This window comes from Streptomyces sp. MH60, assembly GCF_002939385.1.
GTDB lineage: Bacteria > Actinomycetota > Actinomycetes > Streptomycetales > Streptomycetaceae > Streptomyces.
The window spans coordinates 128,381-147,196 of the sequence record NZ_MULI01000004.1; the positions used below are offsets into that span (position 1 = coordinate 128,381).

At 73.4% G+C, this 18,816-nt stretch carries 20 protein-coding genes and 1 tRNA gene; 13 read left to right on the plus strand and 8 right to left on the minus strand.

Annotated elements, in window-relative coordinates:
* The first annotated feature begins 13 nt into the window (after positions 1 to 13).
* Together proP and BZZ08_RS05290 are read left to right on the plus strand one after the other, a co-directional pair.
* The gene (gene proP, locus BZZ08_RS05285) at positions 14 to 1,402 is read left to right on the plus strand and encodes a glycine betaine/L-proline transporter ProP (protein WP_104630952.1); all 1,389 of its coding nucleotides are present in this window, start codon (positions 14 to 16) and stop codon (positions 1,400 to 1,402) included.
* Positions 1,403 to 1,535: 133 nt separating this feature from the next.
* On the plus strand, positions 1,536 to 2,207 hold the full coding sequence (locus tag BZZ08_RS05290; protein WP_104630953.1) for an O-methyltransferase: 672 nt from the start codon (positions 1,536 to 1,538) through the stop codon (positions 2,205 to 2,207).
* 13 nt (positions 2,208 to 2,220) lie between these two features.
* Here BZZ08_RS05290 and BZZ08_RS05295 read toward each other — a convergent pair whose 3' ends face one another.
* Positions 2,221 to 2,619: a hypothetical protein gene (locus BZZ08_RS05295; RefSeq protein WP_104630954.1), complete on the minus strand. Its 399-nt coding sequence runs from the start codon at positions 2,617 to 2,619 to the stop codon at positions 2,221 to 2,223.
* A gap of 81 nt (positions 2,620 to 2,700) precedes the next feature.
* Between BZZ08_RS05295 and BZZ08_RS05300 the strand changes: the two genes are divergently transcribed.
* A complete protein-coding gene (locus BZZ08_RS05300) occupies positions 2,701 to 3,108 on the plus strand; it encodes a DnaJ family domain-containing protein (RefSeq protein WP_104630955.1) in 408 nt (135 codons plus the stop codon).
* A 10-nt stretch (positions 3,109 to 3,118) separates the two neighbouring features.
* Here the strand turns inward: BZZ08_RS05300 and BZZ08_RS05305 are convergent, their stop codons facing one another.
* Both BZZ08_RS05305 and BZZ08_RS05310 read right to left on the minus strand, forming a co-directional pair.
* Positions 3,119 to 3,763, minus strand: coding sequence for a hypothetical protein (locus BZZ08_RS05305; protein WP_104630956.1), 645 nt, complete (start codon positions 3,761 to 3,763; stop codon positions 3,119 to 3,121).
* Positions 3,764 to 3,767: 4 nt separating this feature from the next.
* Positions 3,768 to 4,445, minus strand: coding sequence for a hypothetical protein (locus tag BZZ08_RS05310; RefSeq protein WP_104630957.1), 678 nt, complete (start codon positions 4,443 to 4,445; stop codon positions 3,768 to 3,770).
* A gap of 165 nt (positions 4,446 to 4,610) precedes the next feature.
* Between BZZ08_RS05310 and BZZ08_RS05315 the strand changes: the two genes are divergently transcribed.
* Complete coding sequence (locus tag BZZ08_RS05315) at positions 4,611 to 5,111, plus strand: GNAT family N-acetyltransferase (RefSeq protein ID WP_104630958.1); 501 nt, start codon at positions 4,611 to 4,613, stop codon at positions 5,109 to 5,111.
* A gap of 55 nt (positions 5,112 to 5,166) precedes the next feature.
* Here BZZ08_RS05315 and BZZ08_RS05320 read toward each other — a convergent pair whose 3' ends face one another.
* The gene (locus BZZ08_RS05320; protein WP_104631018.1) at positions 5,167 to 7,230 is read right to left on the minus strand and encodes an MDR family MFS transporter; all 2,064 of its coding nucleotides are present in this window, start codon (positions 7,228 to 7,230) and stop codon (positions 5,167 to 5,169) included.
* Between the two features lie 191 nt (positions 7,231 to 7,421).
* Between BZZ08_RS05320 and BZZ08_RS05325 the strand changes: the two genes are divergently transcribed.
* Positions 7,422 to 8,627 (plus strand): peptidoglycan-binding domain-containing protein, encoded by a 1,206-nt coding sequence (locus BZZ08_RS05325; RefSeq protein WP_104630959.1) that lies wholly within the window; start codon positions 7,422 to 7,424, stop codon positions 8,625 to 8,627.
* A 61-nt stretch (positions 8,628 to 8,688) separates the two neighbouring features.
* Here BZZ08_RS05325 and BZZ08_RS05330 read toward each other — a convergent pair whose 3' ends face one another.
* Both BZZ08_RS05330 and BZZ08_RS05335 read right to left on the minus strand, forming a co-directional pair.
* Complete coding sequence (locus tag BZZ08_RS05330) at positions 8,689 to 9,351, minus strand: HAD-IA family hydrolase (RefSeq protein WP_104630960.1); 663 nt, start codon at positions 9,349 to 9,351, stop codon at positions 8,689 to 8,691.
* Positions 9,352 to 9,509: 158 nt separating this feature from the next.
* The gene (locus BZZ08_RS05335) at positions 9,510 to 10,091 is read right to left on the minus strand and encodes a TMEM165/GDT1 family protein (protein WP_104630961.1); all 582 of its coding nucleotides are present in this window, start codon (positions 10,089 to 10,091) and stop codon (positions 9,510 to 9,512) included.
* A gap of 454 nt (positions 10,092 to 10,545) precedes the next feature.
* On the opposite strand from BZZ08_RS05335, the gene BZZ08_RS05340 reads away from it, so the two are divergent.
* The 4 genes from BZZ08_RS05340 (at position 10,546) to BZZ08_RS05355 (ending at position 14,574) form a co-directional block, all read left to right on the plus strand.
* Positions 10,546 to 11,190 carry an HNH endonuclease family protein gene (locus BZZ08_RS05340; RefSeq protein ID WP_104630962.1) on the plus strand — a complete coding sequence of 215 codons (645 nt, stop codon included), beginning with the start codon at positions 10,546 to 10,548 and terminating at the stop codon, positions 11,188 to 11,190.
* Between the two features lie 89 nt (positions 11,191 to 11,279).
* Positions 11,280 to 12,941 carry an alkaline phosphatase D family protein gene (locus BZZ08_RS05345; RefSeq protein WP_104630963.1) on the plus strand — a complete coding sequence of 554 codons (1,662 nt, stop codon included), beginning with the start codon at positions 11,280 to 11,282 and terminating at the stop codon, positions 12,939 to 12,941.
* A gap of 279 nt (positions 12,942 to 13,220) precedes the next feature.
* A complete protein-coding gene (locus BZZ08_RS05350; RefSeq protein WP_104630964.1) occupies positions 13,221 to 13,682 on the plus strand; it encodes a DoxX family protein in 462 nt (153 codons plus the stop codon).
* 217 nt (positions 13,683 to 13,899) lie between these two features.
* The gene (locus tag BZZ08_RS05355; protein WP_198601298.1) at positions 13,900 to 14,574 is read left to right on the plus strand and encodes a DedA family protein; all 675 of its coding nucleotides are present in this window, start codon (positions 13,900 to 13,902) and stop codon (positions 14,572 to 14,574) included.
* 160 nt (positions 14,575 to 14,734) lie between these two features.
* Here the strand turns inward: BZZ08_RS05355 and BZZ08_RS05360 are convergent, their stop codons facing one another.
* The gene (locus tag BZZ08_RS05360) at positions 14,735 to 14,968 is read right to left on the minus strand and encodes a DUF2277 domain-containing protein (protein WP_104630965.1); all 234 of its coding nucleotides are present in this window, start codon (positions 14,966 to 14,968) and stop codon (positions 14,735 to 14,737) included.
* 273 nt (positions 14,969 to 15,241) lie between these two features.
* Here BZZ08_RS05360 and BZZ08_RS05370 point away from each other — a divergent pair, with 273 nt between their 5' ends.
* On the plus strand, positions 15,242 to 15,598 hold the full coding sequence (locus BZZ08_RS05370) for a hypothetical protein (protein WP_104630966.1): 357 nt from the start codon (positions 15,242 to 15,244) through the stop codon (positions 15,596 to 15,598).
* A 149-nt stretch (positions 15,599 to 15,747) separates the two neighbouring features.
* Here the strand turns inward: BZZ08_RS05370 and BZZ08_RS05375 are convergent.
* Positions 15,748 to 15,822 (minus strand) — tRNA-Val (locus BZZ08_RS05375).
* A 216-nt stretch (positions 15,823 to 16,038) separates the two neighbouring features.
* On the opposite strand from BZZ08_RS05375, the gene BZZ08_RS05380 reads away from it, so the two are divergent.
* The 3 genes from BZZ08_RS05380 to BZZ08_RS05390 all read left to right on the plus strand — a co-directional run bounded on the left by BZZ08_RS05380 (position 16,039) and on the right by BZZ08_RS05390 (position 18,596).
* A complete protein-coding gene (locus BZZ08_RS05380; protein WP_104630967.1) occupies positions 16,039 to 16,809 on the plus strand; it encodes a DUF4097 family beta strand repeat-containing protein in 771 nt (256 codons plus the stop codon).
* Positions 16,810 to 16,880: 71 nt separating this feature from the next.
* On the plus strand, positions 16,881 to 18,284 hold the full coding sequence (locus tag BZZ08_RS05385; protein ID WP_104630968.1) for a hypothetical protein: 1,404 nt from the start codon (positions 16,881 to 16,883) through the stop codon (positions 18,282 to 18,284).
* Between the two features lie 93 nt (positions 18,285 to 18,377).
* The gene (locus tag BZZ08_RS05390; protein ID WP_011028303.1) at positions 18,378 to 18,596 is read left to right on the plus strand and encodes an FmdB family zinc ribbon protein; all 219 of its coding nucleotides are present in this window, start codon (positions 18,378 to 18,380) and stop codon (positions 18,594 to 18,596) included.
* Positions 18,597 to 18,816 lie beyond the last annotated feature (220 nt).

An 18,816-nucleotide genomic window follows, 5' to 3' on the forward strand; every position in this document is an offset into this window, starting at 1 on the left:
GGCGAGCGTAGTTTTGTCGGCCGCCCCCGTCGCCGCTGCTCCTCCGTCCCGTACGGCCCCCGCCCCCGTCCCGCGTGCCGCCGGCGCGCCCACCGCCACCGATCCCGCGCTCGTCCGGCGCGCCGTCAAGGCGGCGGCGCTGGGCAACGCGATGGAGTGGTTCGACTTCGGCGTCTACAGCTACATCGCCGTGACGCTGGGCAAGGTCTTCTTCCCGTCGGGCAACCCGACCGCGCAGCTGCTCTCCACGTTCGGCGCCTTCGCGGCGGCGTTCCTGGTCCGGCCGCTGGGCGGCATGGTCTTCGGTCCGCTCGGGGACCGGGTCGGGCGGCAGAAGGTGCTCGCCGTGACGATGATCATGATGGCGGCGGGCACGTTCGCCATCGGCCTGATCCCGTCGTACGCCACGATCGGCGTCTGGGCGCCGGTGCTGCTGCTGGCCGCGCGGCTGGTGCAGGGCTTCTCCACCGGCGGTGAGTACGCGGGCGCGTCCACGTTCATCGCCGAGTACGCGCCGGACCGGCGGCGCGGGTTCCTGGGGAGCTGGCTGGAGTTCGGCACGCTCGCCGGGTACATCGGCGGCGCCGGTCTGGTGACGCTGATGACGGCGCTGCTGTCGGACGGCGACCTGATGTCCTGGGGCTGGCGGATCCCGTTCCTGATCGCCGGGCCGATGGGCATCGTCGGGCTGTACCTGCGGATGCGCCTCGAGGAGACGCCGGCGTTCGCGGCCGAGGTGGAGAAGGCGGAGACGACGCGGCGCAAGGTGCCGCTGCGGGAGATGGTCACCGGTCAGTGGCGGGCGCTGCTGCTCTGCGTCGGCCTGGTGCTGGTCTTCAACGTCACCGACTACATGCTGCTGTCGTACATGCCGAGCTACCTGACCAGCGAGCTGAAGTACGACGAGACGCACGGGCTGCTGGTGGTGCTGGCCGTGATGGCGCTGATGATGGTCGTCCAGCCGTTCGCGGGCGCGCTCACCGACCGGGTCGGGCGGCGGCCGGTGATCGCCGCGGGCTGCGCGGGCTTCCTGCTGCTGTCCGTCCCCGCGCTGCTGTTGATCCGCCAGGGCAGCCTGCTCGCGGTGGCGCTGGGCATGGCCGCGCTGGGCCTGCTGCTGGTGTGTTTCACGGCCTCGATGCCGTCGGCGCTGCCGGCGCTGTTCCCGACGCGGGTGCGGTACGGCTCGCTGTCGATCGGCTTCAACGTCTCGGTGTCCCTGTTCGGCGGGACGACGCCGCTGGTGGTGACGGCGCTGATCGGGGCGACGGGCAACATGATGATGCCCGCGTACTACATGATGGCCGCGGCCGTGGTCGGCGGCGTGGCGGTGTGGTTCATGACGGAGTCGGCGGGACGCCCGCTGCCGGGCTCGGCACCGGCGGTCGAGGAACGTAAGTAGCCCGGAGCGGCCGGAACCGTCGCGCTTCGCCTGCGACCCCCGGGCCGCTCTGCCAGACTGCCGGGGTGATGGGTCAGACTCGCGGAAGAGCGGGACTTCTCTTCCGCCGCACCGTTGCCGCAGGAGGCCCCGCATGAGCGAGTCGCAGCTCTGGGACGACGTCGACACCTACTTCATCAGCCACCTCGCACCCGACGACGAGGCCCTGGCGGCCGCCCGCAGGGAGAGTGACGCCGCCGGGCTGCCGCCGGTGAACGTCACCGCCAACCAGGGCAAGCTCCTCCAGCTCCTCGCTCAGCTCCAGGGCGCCCGCACCGTCCTGGAGATCGGCACCCTCGGCGGCTACAGCACCATCTGGCTGGGCCGCGCCCTGCCCGCCGACGGCCGGCTGGTCACGCTGGAGTACAACGCCCGGCACGCGGAGGTCGCCGTCCGCAACATCGCCCGGGCCGGCCTCGACGCCCTCGTCGACGTACGCGTGGGCCCGGCCCTGGAGTCCCTGCCGAAGCTCGCCGACGAGAACCCGCCGCCCTTCGACCTGGTCTTCATCGACGCCGACAAGGGCAACAACCCGCACTACCTCGAGTGGGCCCTGAGACTCACCAGCGCCGGCAGCCTGATCGTCCTCGACAACGTGGTCCGCGGCGGCCGGGTGGCCGACGCCGGCGACAGTGCCGGCGACGTGCGCGGCACCCGCGCCGCCATCGAGCTGATCGGCAGCCATCCCCGGCTCAGCGGCACCGCGCTCCAGACGGTCGGCGGCAAGGGGTACGACGGGTTCGCGCTGGCGCGCGTGCTGCCCTGAACGCGGGCGGGGCCTACACCTCGTGGTAGAAGCCGACGTTGACGCTGCGCGGCTCCGCGCGGTCCTGGACCACCACCTCGCCGCTGCCGCCCCTGGGCAGCGGCACGGTGCCGCCGTACGGCATGGGCTGCGCCTGCGCGTGTCCGGCGACGGTCAGCCGGACCTCGCAGGAGGGGTCGGGCTGGGAGCCGCGGAGCCAGGTCAGCCGCCAGGTGCCGTCCTGGCCGCACCGGAACTCCAGGTGGACCCGGGAGACGAACAGCCAGTCGTCCGGCGTCGACAGCCGGCACACGGACCTGTCCCTGCCCACCCGCAGCACCGCGTCCGGCTCGCTGGGCGCGTCGGCCATCTGCATGCCGGCCGTGGCGCCCGCGTCCGCCGCGGTGACGGCGGCCATGGTGAGTTCGAGCACGGTGCGCTCCTTCGGGTCCGTTGGCTTGTCGCCGCCGCATGATAGATCGACCGGTGGAGTGGTGTCCGGCACAATGGGGTCATGACCGAGCGAAAGCCACCCGGCGTCGACTTCGAGTCCTGGGTCGACAAACAGATTCGAGACGCCGACGCCCGCGGCGAGTTCGCCGACCTGCCCGGCGTGGGCAAGCCCCTGCCCAGCGAGATGGACAGCACCTACGACGAACTGTGGTGGGTCAAGCGGAAGATGGCCCGCGAAGGCTTCTCCGTGCTGCCGCCCACGCTGGCCCTGCGCAAGGAGGCGGAGGACGCCCTGGAGGCGGCGGCGAAGGCGCCGTCGGAGCGGGTGGTCCGCCGCATCGTCGAGGAGATCAACGTCAAGATCCGCGACGTCATGTTCAAGCCGCCGCCCGGCCCTCCGCTGGGTCTGAAGCCCTACGACGTCGAAGAGGTCGTACGGCGGTGGCGGGAGGGCCGGGCGGCGGGGTGACGCCCGTGGTTCACACGCGCATCAGGCGGTCCGCCAGCTCGCGGTAGTCCCGCAGGGCCAGGCGGAGCTGCTCGGTGTCCGTACTCGGCGCGCCGCTGTCCGGTCCGGCCTCCTGCCAGGCGGTGCGCAGGGTGCGGCGGTGGTGGGTCACGGCGTCCGTGAAGCGGGCGGCGACCTCCTCCAGGACGCGGTCGGCCTCCTCGACGGAAGCGCGTGGCGCGTCGACGAACCCGGCCACCGCGCGGTGCAGCCGCTGACCGAGCCGGTCCAGCTCATCGGCCGGCAGGAGCGGCCCGACGGCCGACGCGGGGGCGGAGGCTGAGGTGGAGGCGGGGGCGGAGGCGTCCGCCGGGGTGGCCGCCGGAGGCACTGCGGCGGTGCTCCCGGTCTCGGACCGGGCGGTAGTCCCGGCGTCGGACCGGGCGGGGGTGCCGCGTCGAGCGGTGGTGCCGGGCTGGTGCTCGGCGGGGGTGCCGGCCTCGGACTCGGCGGTGATCCCGGGCTCCGAGCGGGCGGTAGTCCCGGCGTCGGACCGGGCGGGGGTGTCGCGCCGAGCGGTCGTGCCGGGTTCGGCGGTGGTGCCGGGCTGGGGCTCGGCGGGGGTGCCGGGCTCGACCGCGGTGTCGCGGCCGGGTTCGCCTGCCATGTCGGGCATCGTTTCAGCTCTCCTTCGGTCGGCGCTTGCCGAGCGACCACGCGTGGGGCTCGTGGGGTGCGGGGGCGGCGGGAGCCGGTTCGCCGGCTTCCGTACCGGCCCGCTGCCGCCCGGCGTCGTGGCGGCCCGGGCGTACCAGGGCCTCGAACAGCGCGCGGGCCTCGACCATGGACGCGCGCATCTCCTCCGTGCCCGCACCGCCGCCCTCCGCCTCGTCCACGCGCGCGTGCGTCACGCGGTGCACGCGGCGGTAGCCCTCGACATGGTGGGCGTGGTGCACGGACAGCGCCGTGAGCTGCTCCTCGTACTGTCCGCCGTCCGGGAAGCCCCGCGCGGCGGCCAGTTCCGCGAGCAGCCGGTCCGCCTCGCCGACCGCCTCGCGCGGGGAGTCGACGAAGCGCTCCTGGGCCGCGGCCCAGCGCGCCTCGAAGCGCTCGCGCTCGGCGGGCTCCAGGGGCCGGGTGCGCAGCGACCCGTGTCGCCGCACCCGTTCGGCCAGTTCCCGCTCCGCGGCCTTGGTGTCGCCGTCGTGCCGGGCCACGGCCAGGTCGTACTCGGGCCCGAAGCGCCGCTTCAGGCTTCCGCCGTGCTGGGGGCCCCGTGCGCGCAGGGCAAGGACGGCCGCGACGACGAGCACGGCCGCCACGACCACGATCAAAGCGATGATCACGCCTGTGGACATGAGTGCCTTCCGGGTTCTTCGGCCTGCCGGCTCTCCGAGCGGGCCGGTTCGCCGTTCGTGTTGCCCCGCAGTCCGCGCTCAAACGGCGCACCGCGTGCGCCGACGGCACACCGGTGGGAAAATACGCTTGCCCACCGCACCGGTCCCCCGCCGACAATGCCCGTCATGACCTGGACCGTCGCCCCGGAACCGTACGACTCCCCCGTAGCCACCGCCCTCTGGCGTGCGTACTACACGGAGGTGAGCGACCGCTGGTACCAGCTGTACGAGGGGCGCTCCACCGACCCGGCCGAGCTGGAGCGGGAGATCGCCGCGTACCCCGGCGCCGACCTCGTGCCGCCCCGGGGGCAGTTGCTGGTCGCGCGCTACGGCGGTGAACCGGCCGGCACCTCGGGCGTACGGCTGCTGGACGCCACCACCGCCGAGCTGACCCGGGTGTTCCTGTACGGCGCGATGCGCGGCCGGGGCGGCGCCGCGCTGCTCGTACGGGCCGCCGAGGACGCGGCACGGGCGCTCGGGGCCCGCCGCATGGTCCTCGACACGCGGGGCGACCTCGTCGAGGCCCGCGCCCTGTACGCACGCCTCGGCTACACCGAGACCGAGGCGTACAACGAGAGCCCGTACGCCGAGCACTGGTTCCACAAGGCGCTGCGCCGGGAGTCCTGAGACGGCTCTCGGAACAGGGCTCGTCGGAGGGCTCCCGGGCGGCTCCCGGGAGCGCTCAGCCCGCCCGTGCGGGCGTACGTCCCTCGTGCGGGCGCTCCCGCTCCGAGCCGCACAGTTCGCCGGTCAGCTCCCGCACCAGCCGCACCAGGTCGGTCGGGCGGTCCGGGCCCCACCAGTCGCCGAGCAGCTCGGCGAGGGAGTCCTCGCGGGCCAGCGCCAGCCGTTCGGCGACCTCCCGGCCCCGGCCGGTGAGGACCAGGTCGGGGCCCTCGCGGACGGCCAGGTGCCGCTCCTCGACCTGGCGGGCGGCGGCCATCACGGTGGCCAGCGGGACCGGGCTGCGCTCCGCGAGCTGGGCCGGCTCGACCCGGCCGTACTTCCTGACCCGCAGCAGCATCCAGCTCGACGCGGGCAGCAGGTCGTAGCCGGCCCGCGCGGTGATCCTGCGGTAGATCTCCCGGCGGCCCTCCCGGGTGCCGAGGACCGACAGGGCACGGCACACCTCGTCGTGCGAGGAGCGTTCCACCGGGTTGCTCGCGAGGGTCTGGGCGGCGTCCGGCGCCGTGACCGAGCCGCGCAGCCGGTCCTCCTTGAGGAACCAGGCCAGCAGGAAGGCGACGAGGGCGACGGGGGCGGCGTACAGGAAGACGTCGGTGATGGAGGAGGCGTAGGCGTGGATCGCCTCGGGGCGCAGCGCGGGCGGCAGGGCGCCGATGCCGCGCGGGTCGGCCTTGAGGGTGTCCACGGAGACGCCGGGCGGCAGGGCGGCGCCCCGGAAGGCGTCCGTGAGCTGGGTGCCGAGGCGGCTCGCGAAGACCGTGCCGAAGATGGCCACGCCGAACGACGCGCCGATGGACCGGAAGAAGGTCGCGCCGGAGGTGGCGACGCCCAGGTCCTCGTAGGGGACGGCGTTCTGCACGATGAGGACGAGGACCTGCATCACCAGGCCGAGGCCCAGGCCGAAGACGAAGAAGTAGGCGCTCACCTCGGCGGTGGAGCTGTTCTCGTCGAGCCGGTGCAGCAGGAGCAGTCCGAGGGTGGTGACGGCGGTGCCCGCGACGGGGAACACCTTCCAGCGGCCGGTACGGCTGACGATCTGCCCGGAGACGGTCGACGACAGCAGCAGGCCGAACACCATCGGCAGCATGTACACACCGGACATGGTGGGCGTGACGCCCCGCACGACCTGCAAGAACGTCGGCAGGTAGGTCATCGCGCCGAACATCGCGAAGCCGATGACGAAGCTGATGACGGCGGAGAGCGTGAAGGTGCGGACGCGGAAGAGCTTGAGGGGCAGGACGGGCTCGGCGGCCCTGCGCTCCACGGCCACGAAGAGGGCGGCCAGGACGACCGCGAGCACCGCGAGGCCGATGATCTGCGGGGAGCCCCAGGCCCAGGTCGTGCCGCCGAGCGAGGCCACCAGGACCAGGCAGGTGGCGACGGAGGCGATGAGCAGGGTGCCGAGGTAGTCGATGACGTGCCGGGTGGTGCGGCGCGGAATGTGCAGGACCGCCGCGATCACGGCGAGCGCGACGACGCCGATGGGCAGGTTGATGTAGAAGACCCAGCGCCAGCTGAGGTGCTCGGTGAAGACCCCGCCGAGCAGCGGCCCGAGCACGCTGGTCGCACCGAAGACCGCCCCGAACAGCCCCTGGTAGCGGCCTCGTTCGCGGGGCGGGACCAGGTCGCCGACGATCGCCATCGACAGCACCATCAGCCCGCCGCCGCCCAGCCCCTGGAGGGCGCGGAAGGCGATCAGCTCCGACATGCCCTGCGCGATGCCGCACAGCGCGGAACCGACCAGGAAGATCCCGATCGCCAGCTGGAACAGCTTCTTGCGTCCGTACTGGTCGCCGAGCTTGCCCCACAGCGGGGTAGCGGCGGTGGCCGCCAGCAGATAGGCGGTGACCACCCAGGACAGGTGCTCCAGGCCCCCCAGGTCGCTGACGATGGTCGGCAGCGCGGTCGACACGATGGTCTGGTCGAGCGCGGCGAGCAGCATGCCGAGGAGCAGGGCTCCGATGGAGACGAGCACGCCGCTGGAGACCTGCTCCCGCTCGCCGGGTGCCGCGGGCCCCGCCGGGTCCGGCTCCCTCGCCTCGCGCACATCTTCGGCCATCGCGACCTCCACAGGTGTCATGACCCTCACGGGTGTCGACGCGCACTGCCCATCCCGGTCGGTGTGACCGGTTATGGCCGTTTCAGTCCTCCGGGAAGCCGACATTCCGGGGGCGTGTGCGCCGAAGTGTGGAGAAGATCTGCATAATCTCTGGAGTTCGCGAGGGGAGTCGCGAGGGGAGGGACGAACGCGTGGATCAGCACAAGGAGCCGTCGCAGGAGCGGCCTGCGGGGGCCCCATGCCCGGAGTGCGGCGCACCCAGGGCGGCGGACAACACCCCGTCCTGCGCCTGCGGCACCAGGGCGTCCGACGCCCTGCGCGACGCCCGCACGGCCCAGGCAGCGGCGGCGGAGGACTTCGACCCGCTGCGCATACGGCCGTACGTCGAGCTGGACGGCGCCGGGGAGGCCCCGGACCCGCCCGACGCGTCCGGCGGGCCCGCGGAGCACCTGGCCGCGCCCGCGTCGCCCGCGCCCCCCGTGGAGTCCGCGTCGCCGGTGTCCGACCCGGACGCCACCATGGCACTGCGGGCCGTCGACGCCGGAGCCGGTGCGGGTTCTGGAGCCGGTGCGGGCTCCGCCGCCGCTTCCGGTGCCGGCTCGCCCGACGGGGGCACGGAGGCGACCTCCGCGCTGCCGACGCCCCTGGCCCCGTCGACCGGCTCGCCCAGCACGCGCGACCTGCGCCTGTTCGAGACCTCCGCCACCGCACCCCTCCCCCGGGCGGACCCGGGGACGGGGGGCACGGACGGCGGCGGCCGGCCACCGCGGAGGCGGCGCAAGGGCGTGCTGCTGAGTGCCGCCGGAGCGGTCGTGGTCGTGATCGGCGCGGCGGGATTCGCGAGCGGGCTGTTCTCGTACGACACCCCGTCGCGGGACGGGGCGCTGCCGGACGAGGTCCGGGCGAGCGTGCCGGACCCGTCGACCAGCGAGGCCGCGCCGAGCGCGGAACCGAGCGCGTCGTCCGCCGCGCCCTCGCCCTCCGCGTCCCCCTCCGCCTCCGCGTCCGCCTCCCCGTCGGGCGAGGAGAGCGCTTCGGCCGCACCGTCCCCGTCGGCGTCGAGCGCCTCGCCCACACCGTCCCGGTCGGCCGAGCCGACGCACAGCACGACCGCGCCGGACGCCGACGCCTCGCAGGAGCCCGAGGACGAGGACGACGGCGACTCCGGCGTCGGCCCCACGCTGCAGCGCGGCGACCAGGGCCCGGAGGTCGTGGAGCTCCAGCAACGCCTGAAAGAGAAGTGGATGTACTGGGGCGACCTCGACGGCAACTTCGACCGCCAGGTCGAGGACGCCGTCCGCCAGTACCAGTGGGAGCGCGGCATACGCACCGACGGGGCCGGCGTCTACGGCCCGGACACCCGCCGCAGGCTGGAGTCGGAGACGCGGGAGCCGTAGGGCCTGGGGTCCTCGGCGGGCGGCGTCAGCCGAGGTGGGCTCACGGACCCGGCAGGCGCCCTCAGCCGATGTGCAGGCGCAGGATGCCGTCCGCGTCGGCCTCGACCCGTACCCGCGTCAGGTCCTCCACGACCACGTCCGGCCCGTGGAACGCGGCGCGCGGCCCGACCCCGACGACCCGCATCCCGGCGGCGCGCGCGGCCGCGATGCCGGCGCCGGAGTCCTCGAAGGCGATGCAGTCGGCGGGGGCGACGCCCAGTTCGGCGGCGCCCTTGAGGAAGCCCTCCGGGTCGGGCTTGCTCGCGCCGACCGACTCGGCGGTGACCCGGACGTCCGGCTGCGCGAGCCCGGCGGCGGCCATCCGCGCGGTGGACAGCGCCACGTCGGCCGAGGTCACCAGCGCGTGCGGCAGACCGCGCAGCGAGGCGAGGAAGTCCGGCGCGCCGGGGATCGCGACGACGCCCTCGGTGTCGGCGGTCTCCTCGGCGAGCATGCGCGCGTTGTCGGCGTGGTTCTGCTCCATGGGCCGGTCGGGCAGCAGCAGCGCCATCGAGGCGTAGCCCTGCCGTCCGTGGACGACCTTCATGACCTCGTCGCCGTCCAGCCCGTGCCGGTCGGCCCAGCGCCGCCAGACGCGCTCCACGGCGGCGTCCGAGTTGACGAGGGTGCCGTCCATGTCGAGCAGCAGGGCACGGGCGGGCAGAACGGTGGTGGTGGCCGTCATCGGCAGACTCCAAGGCGCGGGGAGGGAACAAGGCGGCCCCGCCCGCCGGTCAGGGAGAGCGGGCGGGAGCCACTTTGTTCATCCACGGTACAAAACAGACCGGGGTTCGCGCCACCGGCACCCGCCGACCGGAACCGCCGAAACCCGGCGACCGTCGCTCAGCCGGCGATCGCCTCCCACAGGCTCCACACGCCGAGACCCAGCATGAGCACCGCCGCGATCTTCGTGATCAGCCCCAGCGGCACCCGCTTCATCAGGGCCTTTCCACCGACGATGCCGAGCCCGGCCACCGCCCACAGGGCGAGCACCGCGCCGAGGCCGACGGAGAGCGGGTCGTCGTAGCGGGCCGCGAGGTTGGCCGTCATGATCTGCGTCAGGTCACCGAACTCGGCGACCAGGATGAGCATGAAGCCGGCCCCGGCGACCTTCCAGAAGGACTGGTCCCGCGGTTTGCGGATCTCCTCGTCCTCGTCGTCCTTCTTCATCAGCAGCACGGCGGCGCCGCCCAGGAACAGCACCCCGGTCACCGCGTGCACGATCTGCTGGGGCAGCAGGGTCAGCACGCTGCCGGCCGCGACCGCGAGCACGACGTGCAGCAGGAAGGCGGCGGCCACGCCCGCGAAGACGTACGAGGCGCGGTAGCGGGTGCCAAGGACGAGGCCGGCGAGCGCGGTCTTGTCGGGCAGTTCGGCGAGGAAGACGACACCGAAGACGAGCGCCGTCACGGTCAGGCTGATCAAGATTCCTCAATCGGTCGGGGCCACCCCACCGAGAGTGCTGATTGCGCGGACCTCACGATCCCCGCGACACGCGACACCTCGGCACGGCAGCACACTGATCCACCCCTGCCGTACGGCACGGGCGTGCACTGCTTGCCGAAGGTCTCGCTGGCCGGCCCCGCGTACGAGTCCTGCCTCCGGGCGCCGGCTCAGACGAGCTGAGCAGTATGTCGACGGTCCGGCGAAGAGCTACTCCCCTTCTGCGCCGTCCATAGTACGCGAACCCCGGGGCGGCGCCGAGGGCCGAAGGTCCCGCCGCGCCTGAGCCCGACGCGTGTCACGAGTCTCGCCGCACTCCTAGACGTGCCATGCACACGTCACTAACTTCTAACCGTCCGCACACCCGTACGCCATGCGGCGTCGCGAGCATTCCCCTGCCCGCGCCCCAACACCCCCACATCCCAAGGGAGTTCGCATGCCGAAGTTCTACGCGCGTCGACGGCTCGGTTTCCTCGCCGCGTTCACCGGACTCATAGCCTCCGCCGGGCTCCTCAACGGCCCGGCCGCCTCCGCCGCCCTCCCCACCCCGGTCAGCGCGGCCACCGCCCGCACCTACCTCGCCTCCCTCACGGTGGCCACCGAGGACCGCACCGGCTACGACCGCGACCTCTTCCCGCACTGGATCACGCAGTCGGGCACCTGCAACACCCGCGAGACCATCCTCAAGCGCGACGGCACGAACGTCGTCACCGACTCCTCCTGCGCCGCCACCAGCGGCAGTTGGTACTCCCCCTACGACGGCGCCACCTGGTCCGCCTCCTCCGACGTCGACATCGACCACCTGGTGCCGCTCGCCGAGGCGTGGGACTCCGGCGCCGACTCCTGGACCACCTCGCGGCGGCAGTCCTTCGCCAACGACCTGACCCGGCCCCAGCTCCTCGCCGTCACCGACAACGTCAACCAGGCCAAGGGCGACCAGGACCCGGCCACCTGGATGCCCTCGCGCAGCGCCTACCGCTGCACGTACGTACGCGCCTGGGTGCAGGTGAAGTACTACTACGACCTCTCGGTCGACTCGGCGGAGAAGTCCGCCCTGCAGGGCTATCTCGCGAACTGCTGACGCCCCCGCCCGCCGTCCGTTCGGCGCGGACCCTCCCCACCGGCCATTGTCGCCCCGTACCGTACGGGGCGACAAAGGAGAGGATCATCATGGCGGAACTGCGCCTGGGGCCACTGCTGAGGTACACCGACGGTTCCCGCGCGACCGTCTGGGTCGAGACGGACGGCCCCTGCACGGCCGAGGTGCGCTGCGCCGACGGCGCCCGCGGCACGGCCCCCGGCTTCCGGATCGCGGACCACCACTACGCCCTGGTGCCGGTCGGCGGCCTGACCCCCGGTACGGCGACGGAGTACGAGGTGTTCCTCGACGGCACGCCCGTGTGGCCGCTGCCGGACTCCCGCTTCCCGCCCTCGGTGATCGCCACACCCACGGACGAGGACGGCGTGCGCGTCGCCTTCGGCTCCTGCCGCTGGGCGGCGCCACCGGCCGGCGGCAAGGACCCGGTGGGCCCGGACGCCCTGGACACCCTCTCCGCACGCGTCGCGGCCGACCCCGGGGGCGCCCGCCCCGACGTGCTGCTGCTGATCGGCGACCAGGTGTACGCCGACGAGGTCTCCGACGCCACGCGTCGGTGGATCGCGGGCCGCCGCGACCTGGAGCGGCCTCCCGGTGACCAGGTCGCCGACTACGAGGAGTACACCCGCCTCTACTACGAGTCCTGGCTCGACCCCGAGGTGCGCTGGCTGCTGTCCACCGTGCCCAGCTGCATGATCTTCGACGACCACGACGTCATCGACGACTGGAACACCTCCGCCGCCTGGCTCGCCGACATGCGGGCCACCGACTGGTGGCAGGAGCGGCTGCTGAGCGGGCTGATGTCGTACTGGGTGTACCAGCAACTGGGCAACCTCTCCCCGGACGAACTGGCCGCCGACCCGCTGTACACGGCCGTCCGCGAAGCGCCCGACGGCACCGACGCCCTGCGGGAGTTCGCCGCACGGGCCGACGCCGATCCGGCCTCCGTCCGCTGGAGCTACCGGCGCGACTTCGGACGCACCAGGCTCGTGATGGTCGACTCCCGCGCGGCCCGCGTGCTGGACGAGGACCGCCGTACGATGCTCGACCCGGGCGAGGCCGCGTGGCTGCGCGAACAGGTCCTGGACGGGCGGGACGAGGGCGGGGGCGGCGACGGCCGCGGCGCGTACGACCACCTGCTGATCGGCACCTCCCTGCCCTGGCTGCTGCCCCACCTGGTGCACGACGTGGAGACGTGGAACGCCGCGATGTGCGGCGGCGAACGGGGCGCGCGCTGGGCGCGGCTCGGGGAACGGATACGGCGCGGGGCCGACCTGGAGCACTGGTCCGCGTTCCCCTCGTCCTTCGACGCCCTCGGCGACCTGATCGCCGAGGCCGGTACCGGGCCGGGGGCACCCGCGACGGTGAGCGTGCTCTCGGGCGACGTCCACCACGCCTACGTGGCCGAGCCCTCGTGGCCGGGGCGGGCACCGGACGCGCGGGTGGCCCAGCTGACCTGCTCCCCCGTCCACAACTCCGTGCCGCTCTCGATCCGCCTCGGCTTCCGCTTCGGCTGGAGCGCCCCGGCGCGTGCCCTGGGGCGGTGGATCGCCCGGCACGGACGCTGCGCGCCCCCGGCGGTGAGCTGGCGCCGGACGGGCGGGCCCTGGTTCGGCAACCAGATCATGACGCTGACCCTGCGGGGGAGGTCGGCGCGGCTGCGGCTGGAACAGGCCCGGGCGCGCCGGGACGGGACGACCGCACTGCGGACGGTCACGGACCGGGAGCTGGCGTAGCCGGGGACGAGCCGGTCCGCTGCCGAACAGGGACCGGCTCGTCCGGCATGGGACGGGGGCGGGGCGGGGTATGAATCGAGTCACGTTCGCGGGTCGCACCGCGAGCGTGGGAGCGCTCCCACCTGGCCCGGGGGCAACGGCGGGCAGGTGACTGCACGTCAGGCTATGGCGAAATGTTGAACTTGCAAGCACTCATTAGGCTCACCTAACGTGGGCAGCCCACTCGGTTCCGTCCCCCACCGGCCCGCCCCGGCCGGCCGACCGAAGGAGCACTCCCCCATGCCCGGACGCCTCAACAGCGCCAGTACCCAGCCCTACGTACTCGGCCTGTTCCGCATCGTGGTCAGCCTGCTCTTCGCCTGCCACGGCGCCGCCTCCCTCTTCGGCGTCCTCGGCGGCGCCGCGGGATCGGGCGGCACGCTCGACGCCGGCACCTGGCCGGGCTGGTACGCGGCCGTGATCCAACTGGTCGGCGGCGGCCTCGTCCTGCTGGGCCTCGGCACCCGGCCGGCGGCGGTCATCTGCTCCGGCTCCATGGCCTACGCGTACTTCAAGGTGCACCAGCCGGGCGCCCTGTGGCCGCTGGAGAACGGCGGCGAGGCCCCCGCCATGTTCTGCTGGGCCTTCCTGCTGCTCGCCTTCACCGGTTCCGGGGCCTTCGGCCTGGACCGGCTCCTCGCCCGGCGCACGTCCGAGCGGGAGGAGTCCGCCCCGGAGCGGCAGACGCCGGTCGCGGCCTGATCCGACCGCCACGGGGTTTCCGGGATTCCGCCCCCGGTTCCCCACGGCCCCTCCCGCAGGACCCGACAGCGGTGCCGCCCGGACGCGGAGGCACCGCTGTCGCGCGTGTGAACGCCGTGCGTCGATCACACAAGCCCCCTGTGAACCCTCTGTCACACCCCGGGCGTACGCTGTATGGCTGTCATCGGTCGCTCCTGCCGTCCCCGCCTCTCGCGGCATGGCCCGGCCCACGGGGGAATATCGGGGAGTTGTGGTGGTCGAAGGTCTGGGAAGTATCGGGTCGCTGGTCAGCAGCCCTTGGATCTATGCGCTGGTGGCCGTTTCGGTGCTCCTCGACATCTTCCTGCCGGTGCTGCCCAGCGGTGTCCTCGTGATCACGGCGGCGACGGCGGCGGCCGCGGGGTCGGGAGCGGCGGCAGCCGGGCGGGTCCCGCAGGACGTTCCCGACATCCTCGTCCTCACGCTCTGCGCGGCGACCGCCTCCGTCGTCGGCGACCTGGCCGTCTACCGCCTCGCCTGGCGCGGCGGGGCACGGCTGGACCGCGCGATCGCCCGTTCCCGGCGGCTGACCACCGCGCAGGAACGTCTCGGCGGCGCGCTGGCCCGCGGCGGCGGTGCCCTCGTCGTCCTGGCCCGTTTCGCCCCGGCCGGCCGCTCGGTCGTCTCGCTCGTCGCCGGCGCGGCGCATCGCCGGATCCGCGAGTTCCTCCCCTGGTCGGCGCTGGCCGGACTGGCCTGGGCCGCGTACAGCGTCGCCCTCGGCTACTTCGGCGGCCAGTGGCTGGGCACGACCTGGCTGGCGACGGGCGTGTCGCTGGTGGCGCTGTTCGGCGCGGGGGCCGGAGCGGCGTACCTGATGCGCCGCCAGCCCCGGACGACGGAGGCGTCGTAGCCCCGCTGACCGCGGAGGCGTCGTAGCGCCGCGGGCGGCGGAGGCCCTGGGGCGGGGAAGCGACGTGGCGGGGAGGTCCCGCGGCGCCGCAAGCCTCGCAGCGGCACCAGCCTCGTAGCGACAGGCCGGGCCGCGGGCCGTGCGGAGTCACCGTCGGGCGTCAGGAAGCCCGTCGCGCTCCGGCGCCTCCCCGTATCTCCAGACCGGCCAGCAGCTCGGACGTGGCCTCGGCGACGGCGTCGACGGCGCGGTCGAAGACCTCCTGGTTGTGCGCGGCCGGCGCACGGAATCCGGAGATCTTGCGTACGTACTGAAGGGCGGCGGCCCTGATCTCGTCCTCGGTGGCCTCCTCGGCCAGCACGGGTGGACGCAGGGTCTTGATGCTGCGGCACATGACGTCACTCTCCCCTCTCCAGGTCCACCCACCAGTCGTTCGACCCGCTCCAGTGGCCCTTCGGATACTCGAAATCGACCTGCCCGAGCAGCGTGCACCCGGCTCCTCGGCAGACCGCGCCGGAAGCGGCGCGCTCCCCGCCCGTCCACGCCGTCCATGTCTTTCACGGTAGGGCAGGGGTCTGACAGTGGGGCCGGTTCGCGGGGCCACTCGTTCGCGTGAACCACTGAAGGGAACGCGCGCCTCAAAATCGAACAGGCGTATCATTGGCACGTGGCTACGACCTATGATTTTCCCAGTGATCTCCTCGCCGGTCAGGAGGAACTGCATCAGGTCCGGGCCGAGCTGTCGGCCCTGCTGAAGAGACTTCCCTGGTCTGTCGAGCCGCTCGACGGGTTCAGCGACGACAACGGCTGGCGGAAGGTCGAGCGCCCGGCCTCCCCGGGCTGGTCGGAGGACGAGCAGGCCGAGGTCGAGAAGCTCCGTCGGCGCGAGCGCGAGCTGGCCGTGTTCGTCAGCACCCATCGCTACTGGTCGGAGATGACCGGCCCCGACCAGATGAGCGCCCGCTCGGAGCTGAAGCACGCCCATGAGGCACCGTTGCCGAAGTCCCCGCCCGGGGACGCCTGAGGAGCGTCACCCGGGCAGGACTCGTGAGCACGGCCGACGCGCTGCCGTCGCGCCCGTCGAGGCGTTCGAGGGCGCGTGGGGAACGACCGCACGCGTAAGGCCCCCGGAAGCTCTCCGGGGGCCTTGCGCACCGGCGACGACGCCGTTCCTGGTGGGCGCGGACGGTTTCGAACCGCCGACATCCTGCTTGTAAGGCAGGCGCTCTACCCCTGAGCTACGCACCCAGGACGAGTCGACAGCCTACATGGCCCGGGACGCGGCCCGGCAAACGCGTGGGCGCCGCGCTCCGGGGGTTAACCCCACCCCCGATCCGGTAGCGGCCCGGATCCCGCCGGGGGCCCGTGCTCCGTACGGTCGAAGAGCCTCATCGAGCAGGTCTCCGCCCACCGCGGCAGGCCCCGGGTGCGGCACCTCGTCGTCCGTCCCAGGGGGAGACCGCCATGCCCGCCCGTACCGTTCCCGTCCGCGCGTTCACCGCCGTCGGCGCCGTCGCCGTCCTCGTCGCGGGCCTGAGCGCCTGCGCCTCCGCCTCGGACGACAAGGAGCCCGAGCACCGGTCCTTCGCCCTCCAGGGCCGCACGCTCACCGTCGACTCCGACGACTCCGCCCTGGAGATCGTCGCCTCGGACGATCACCCGGCCGGGAAGATCGAGGTCACACGGTGGTTCTCCGGCTCGGTCGCGGTCGGCTCGGATCCCGAGGTGACCTGGAGGATGGACGGCGACCGGCTGGTGCTGCGGATGCACTGCTCCGGTGTGGTCGCCGACTGCGCGGCCAAGCACCGCGTCGAGGTGCCGCGCGGCGTCGCCGTCAAGGTGAAGGACGGGGACGGCAGCGTGCGGGCGAGCGGGTTCGAGGACGCGCTGAACATCCGTACCGGCGACGGCTCCGTGCACGTCACCGACTCCTCCGGGCCGCTGGAACTGCGGACCAGCGACGGTTCCGTACGTGCCGCGGTCACCTCCCGCCGGGTGCGGGCGCACACCGGCGACGGCTCGGTCCGGCTGGAACTGGGCACCGTCCCGGACCAGGTGGAGTCCCGCACCGGCGACGGCTCCGTGACGATCTCGCTGCCCCGGGCCACGTACAAGGTGTCCACCGACACCGGTGACGGCTCGGTCGACGTGTCCGTGCCCACCGACGACAGCAGCGCGCATGTGGTGGACGCCCGGTCCGGTGACGGCAGAATCACCGTCCGAACCGCGAACTGACCGGCCCGTGTGTTCGTCCCTAACGGGTGGGAGAATGAACCCGGGCAGGACGGACGACACGGGAGAGGGATGTGACGGCGACACCATCGCAGCCGTACTCGCCGATGGTCGCGCGCGCCCGGCGCCTGCCGCACCGCTCCCGCCGGCGCCGCAGGGGCGCGGTCCGTGACACGCTCACCCTGATGGGTCTGCCCCTGCTCGCCGTGTTGGCGCTGCCCGCGGCGTTCGCCGGGGGCGGCACCCGGCGCTGGTTCGGCGGGCGGGCCGAGAGCCAGCGGGCCGAGGCCCAGACCGCGAAGGACGACGCGGCCGCCGCCTTTTACGAACTGGACACCGCCCAGCGGGACCTTCGGATCTCGATAGAGACGATCGCGGCCGTCGACTCCTCCCCCGCCGCCCGGCGCGCGGTCTCCGACTTCGAGGCGCTGGGCCGGCGCATCGACGAGGTCAGCCGCCAGTACATCAGCGCCGTCGACGCCCACGACCTGGACCGGGACGACCTGGAGGCATCGGCCGCCTCCCGCGCCCGCACCGAACTCACCGCCGCCAAGACCGAGCTGGGCCGGGTCAAACAGGAACTGGACCGCTTCGCCGAGGGCCTCGGCCCCCTCCTCGGCAAGGCCGAGACCCAGCTGGCCCGGCTGGCACCCGTCGTCGAGCGTGCCCGGCAGGCCCTGCTCGCCGCCTCCAACGCCCTGGACGCCGCGCGTGGCTCCGGGCTGAAGGCGGACGACCTCGCCACCCGTCTCGCCACCCTCGGTCCGGAGCTGACCCGGCTGAACCAGGGCGCGGGACAGCACGGAGTGCCCCAGACGCTCGAGCGGGCCGAACGGGTCACCCGCGAGGCCGAGGCGGTCCGCGCCGAGGCGGAACGGCTGCCCGAGCGCGCCGCCGAGATCGGTCACCGCCTGGTCTCCCTGCGCACCCGCGCCCAGGCGCTGACCACCCGCACCGAACAGGTGGAGCCGGTGCTCAGCGAGCTGCGGCGCCGGTTCACCGCTGCCTGCTGGCAGGACCTCCAGCACGTGCCGGAGCAGGCTGCCGAATCGGTACGGCAGGCCGAGCGGAAGCTGGCCGAGGCGCAGACCGCCCGCGACGAACAGCGCTGGCCCGACGCCACCGCCCTGCTGTCGACGGTACGGGCGCTGCTGAACTCGACCGACGAGGCCGTCTCGGCGGCCGGCGACCGGCTGCGGCGGCTGAACGCCGTGCAGAAGGACCCGCAGCAGGAGATCGAGCGCACCCGCTTCGCCATCCGCGACGCCCAGCGCCTGGCCATGGCCGGACGCAACACTCCCGAGCCCCGTCATGCGCGCCCCCTGGACGACGCCGTGGCCCGGCTGGAACGGGCGATCACCACGCTGGAGGGCCGGCACCCCGACTACTGGCACTTTTTGACGGAGACGGAAGCGGTCCGGCAGACGGTGGCCCACGTGGTCACGCAGATCCGCGAGGAGCGCGGCGCCGGGCACTGATCACCGGAGTCGGGCGACCGGGACTTCATCGGGCGACCAGGACCGTCGGAGAACCAGGACCCTCAGCCGACCGGTGGCGGTTAATCTGTGCGCATGCCTCGCTACGAGTACCGCTGCCGCAGCTGCGGCGACACCTTCGAACTGAGCCGTCCGATGGCCGAGTCCTCGGCTCCGGCCGCCTGCCCGGCGGGCCACGACGACACGGTGAAGCTGCTGTCGACGGTCGCGGTCGGCGGCTCGGCCTCCGCGCCGGCACCGTCGTCGGGCGGCGGCGGTGGCGGGGGTTGCTGCGGTGGCGGCTGCTGCGGCTGAGGCCGCTCGGTCAGCTGCCGGCCACGCCGCATATTCCCCGCCCGGCGAGGAACCCGCGGAACGAGCCGCCCAGACTGCCCAGGACCAGTGAACCGGGGTCGCGTATGCCGTCCAGCAGAAGCCTGCCCGGGACGCCCAGGGTCCAGGTGATGAGGCCGACCCCGCCGCACCGCGCTTCCCGCCCGCGGTGTGCGGCCGATCGTGCGGTCTTCCTCAGGGT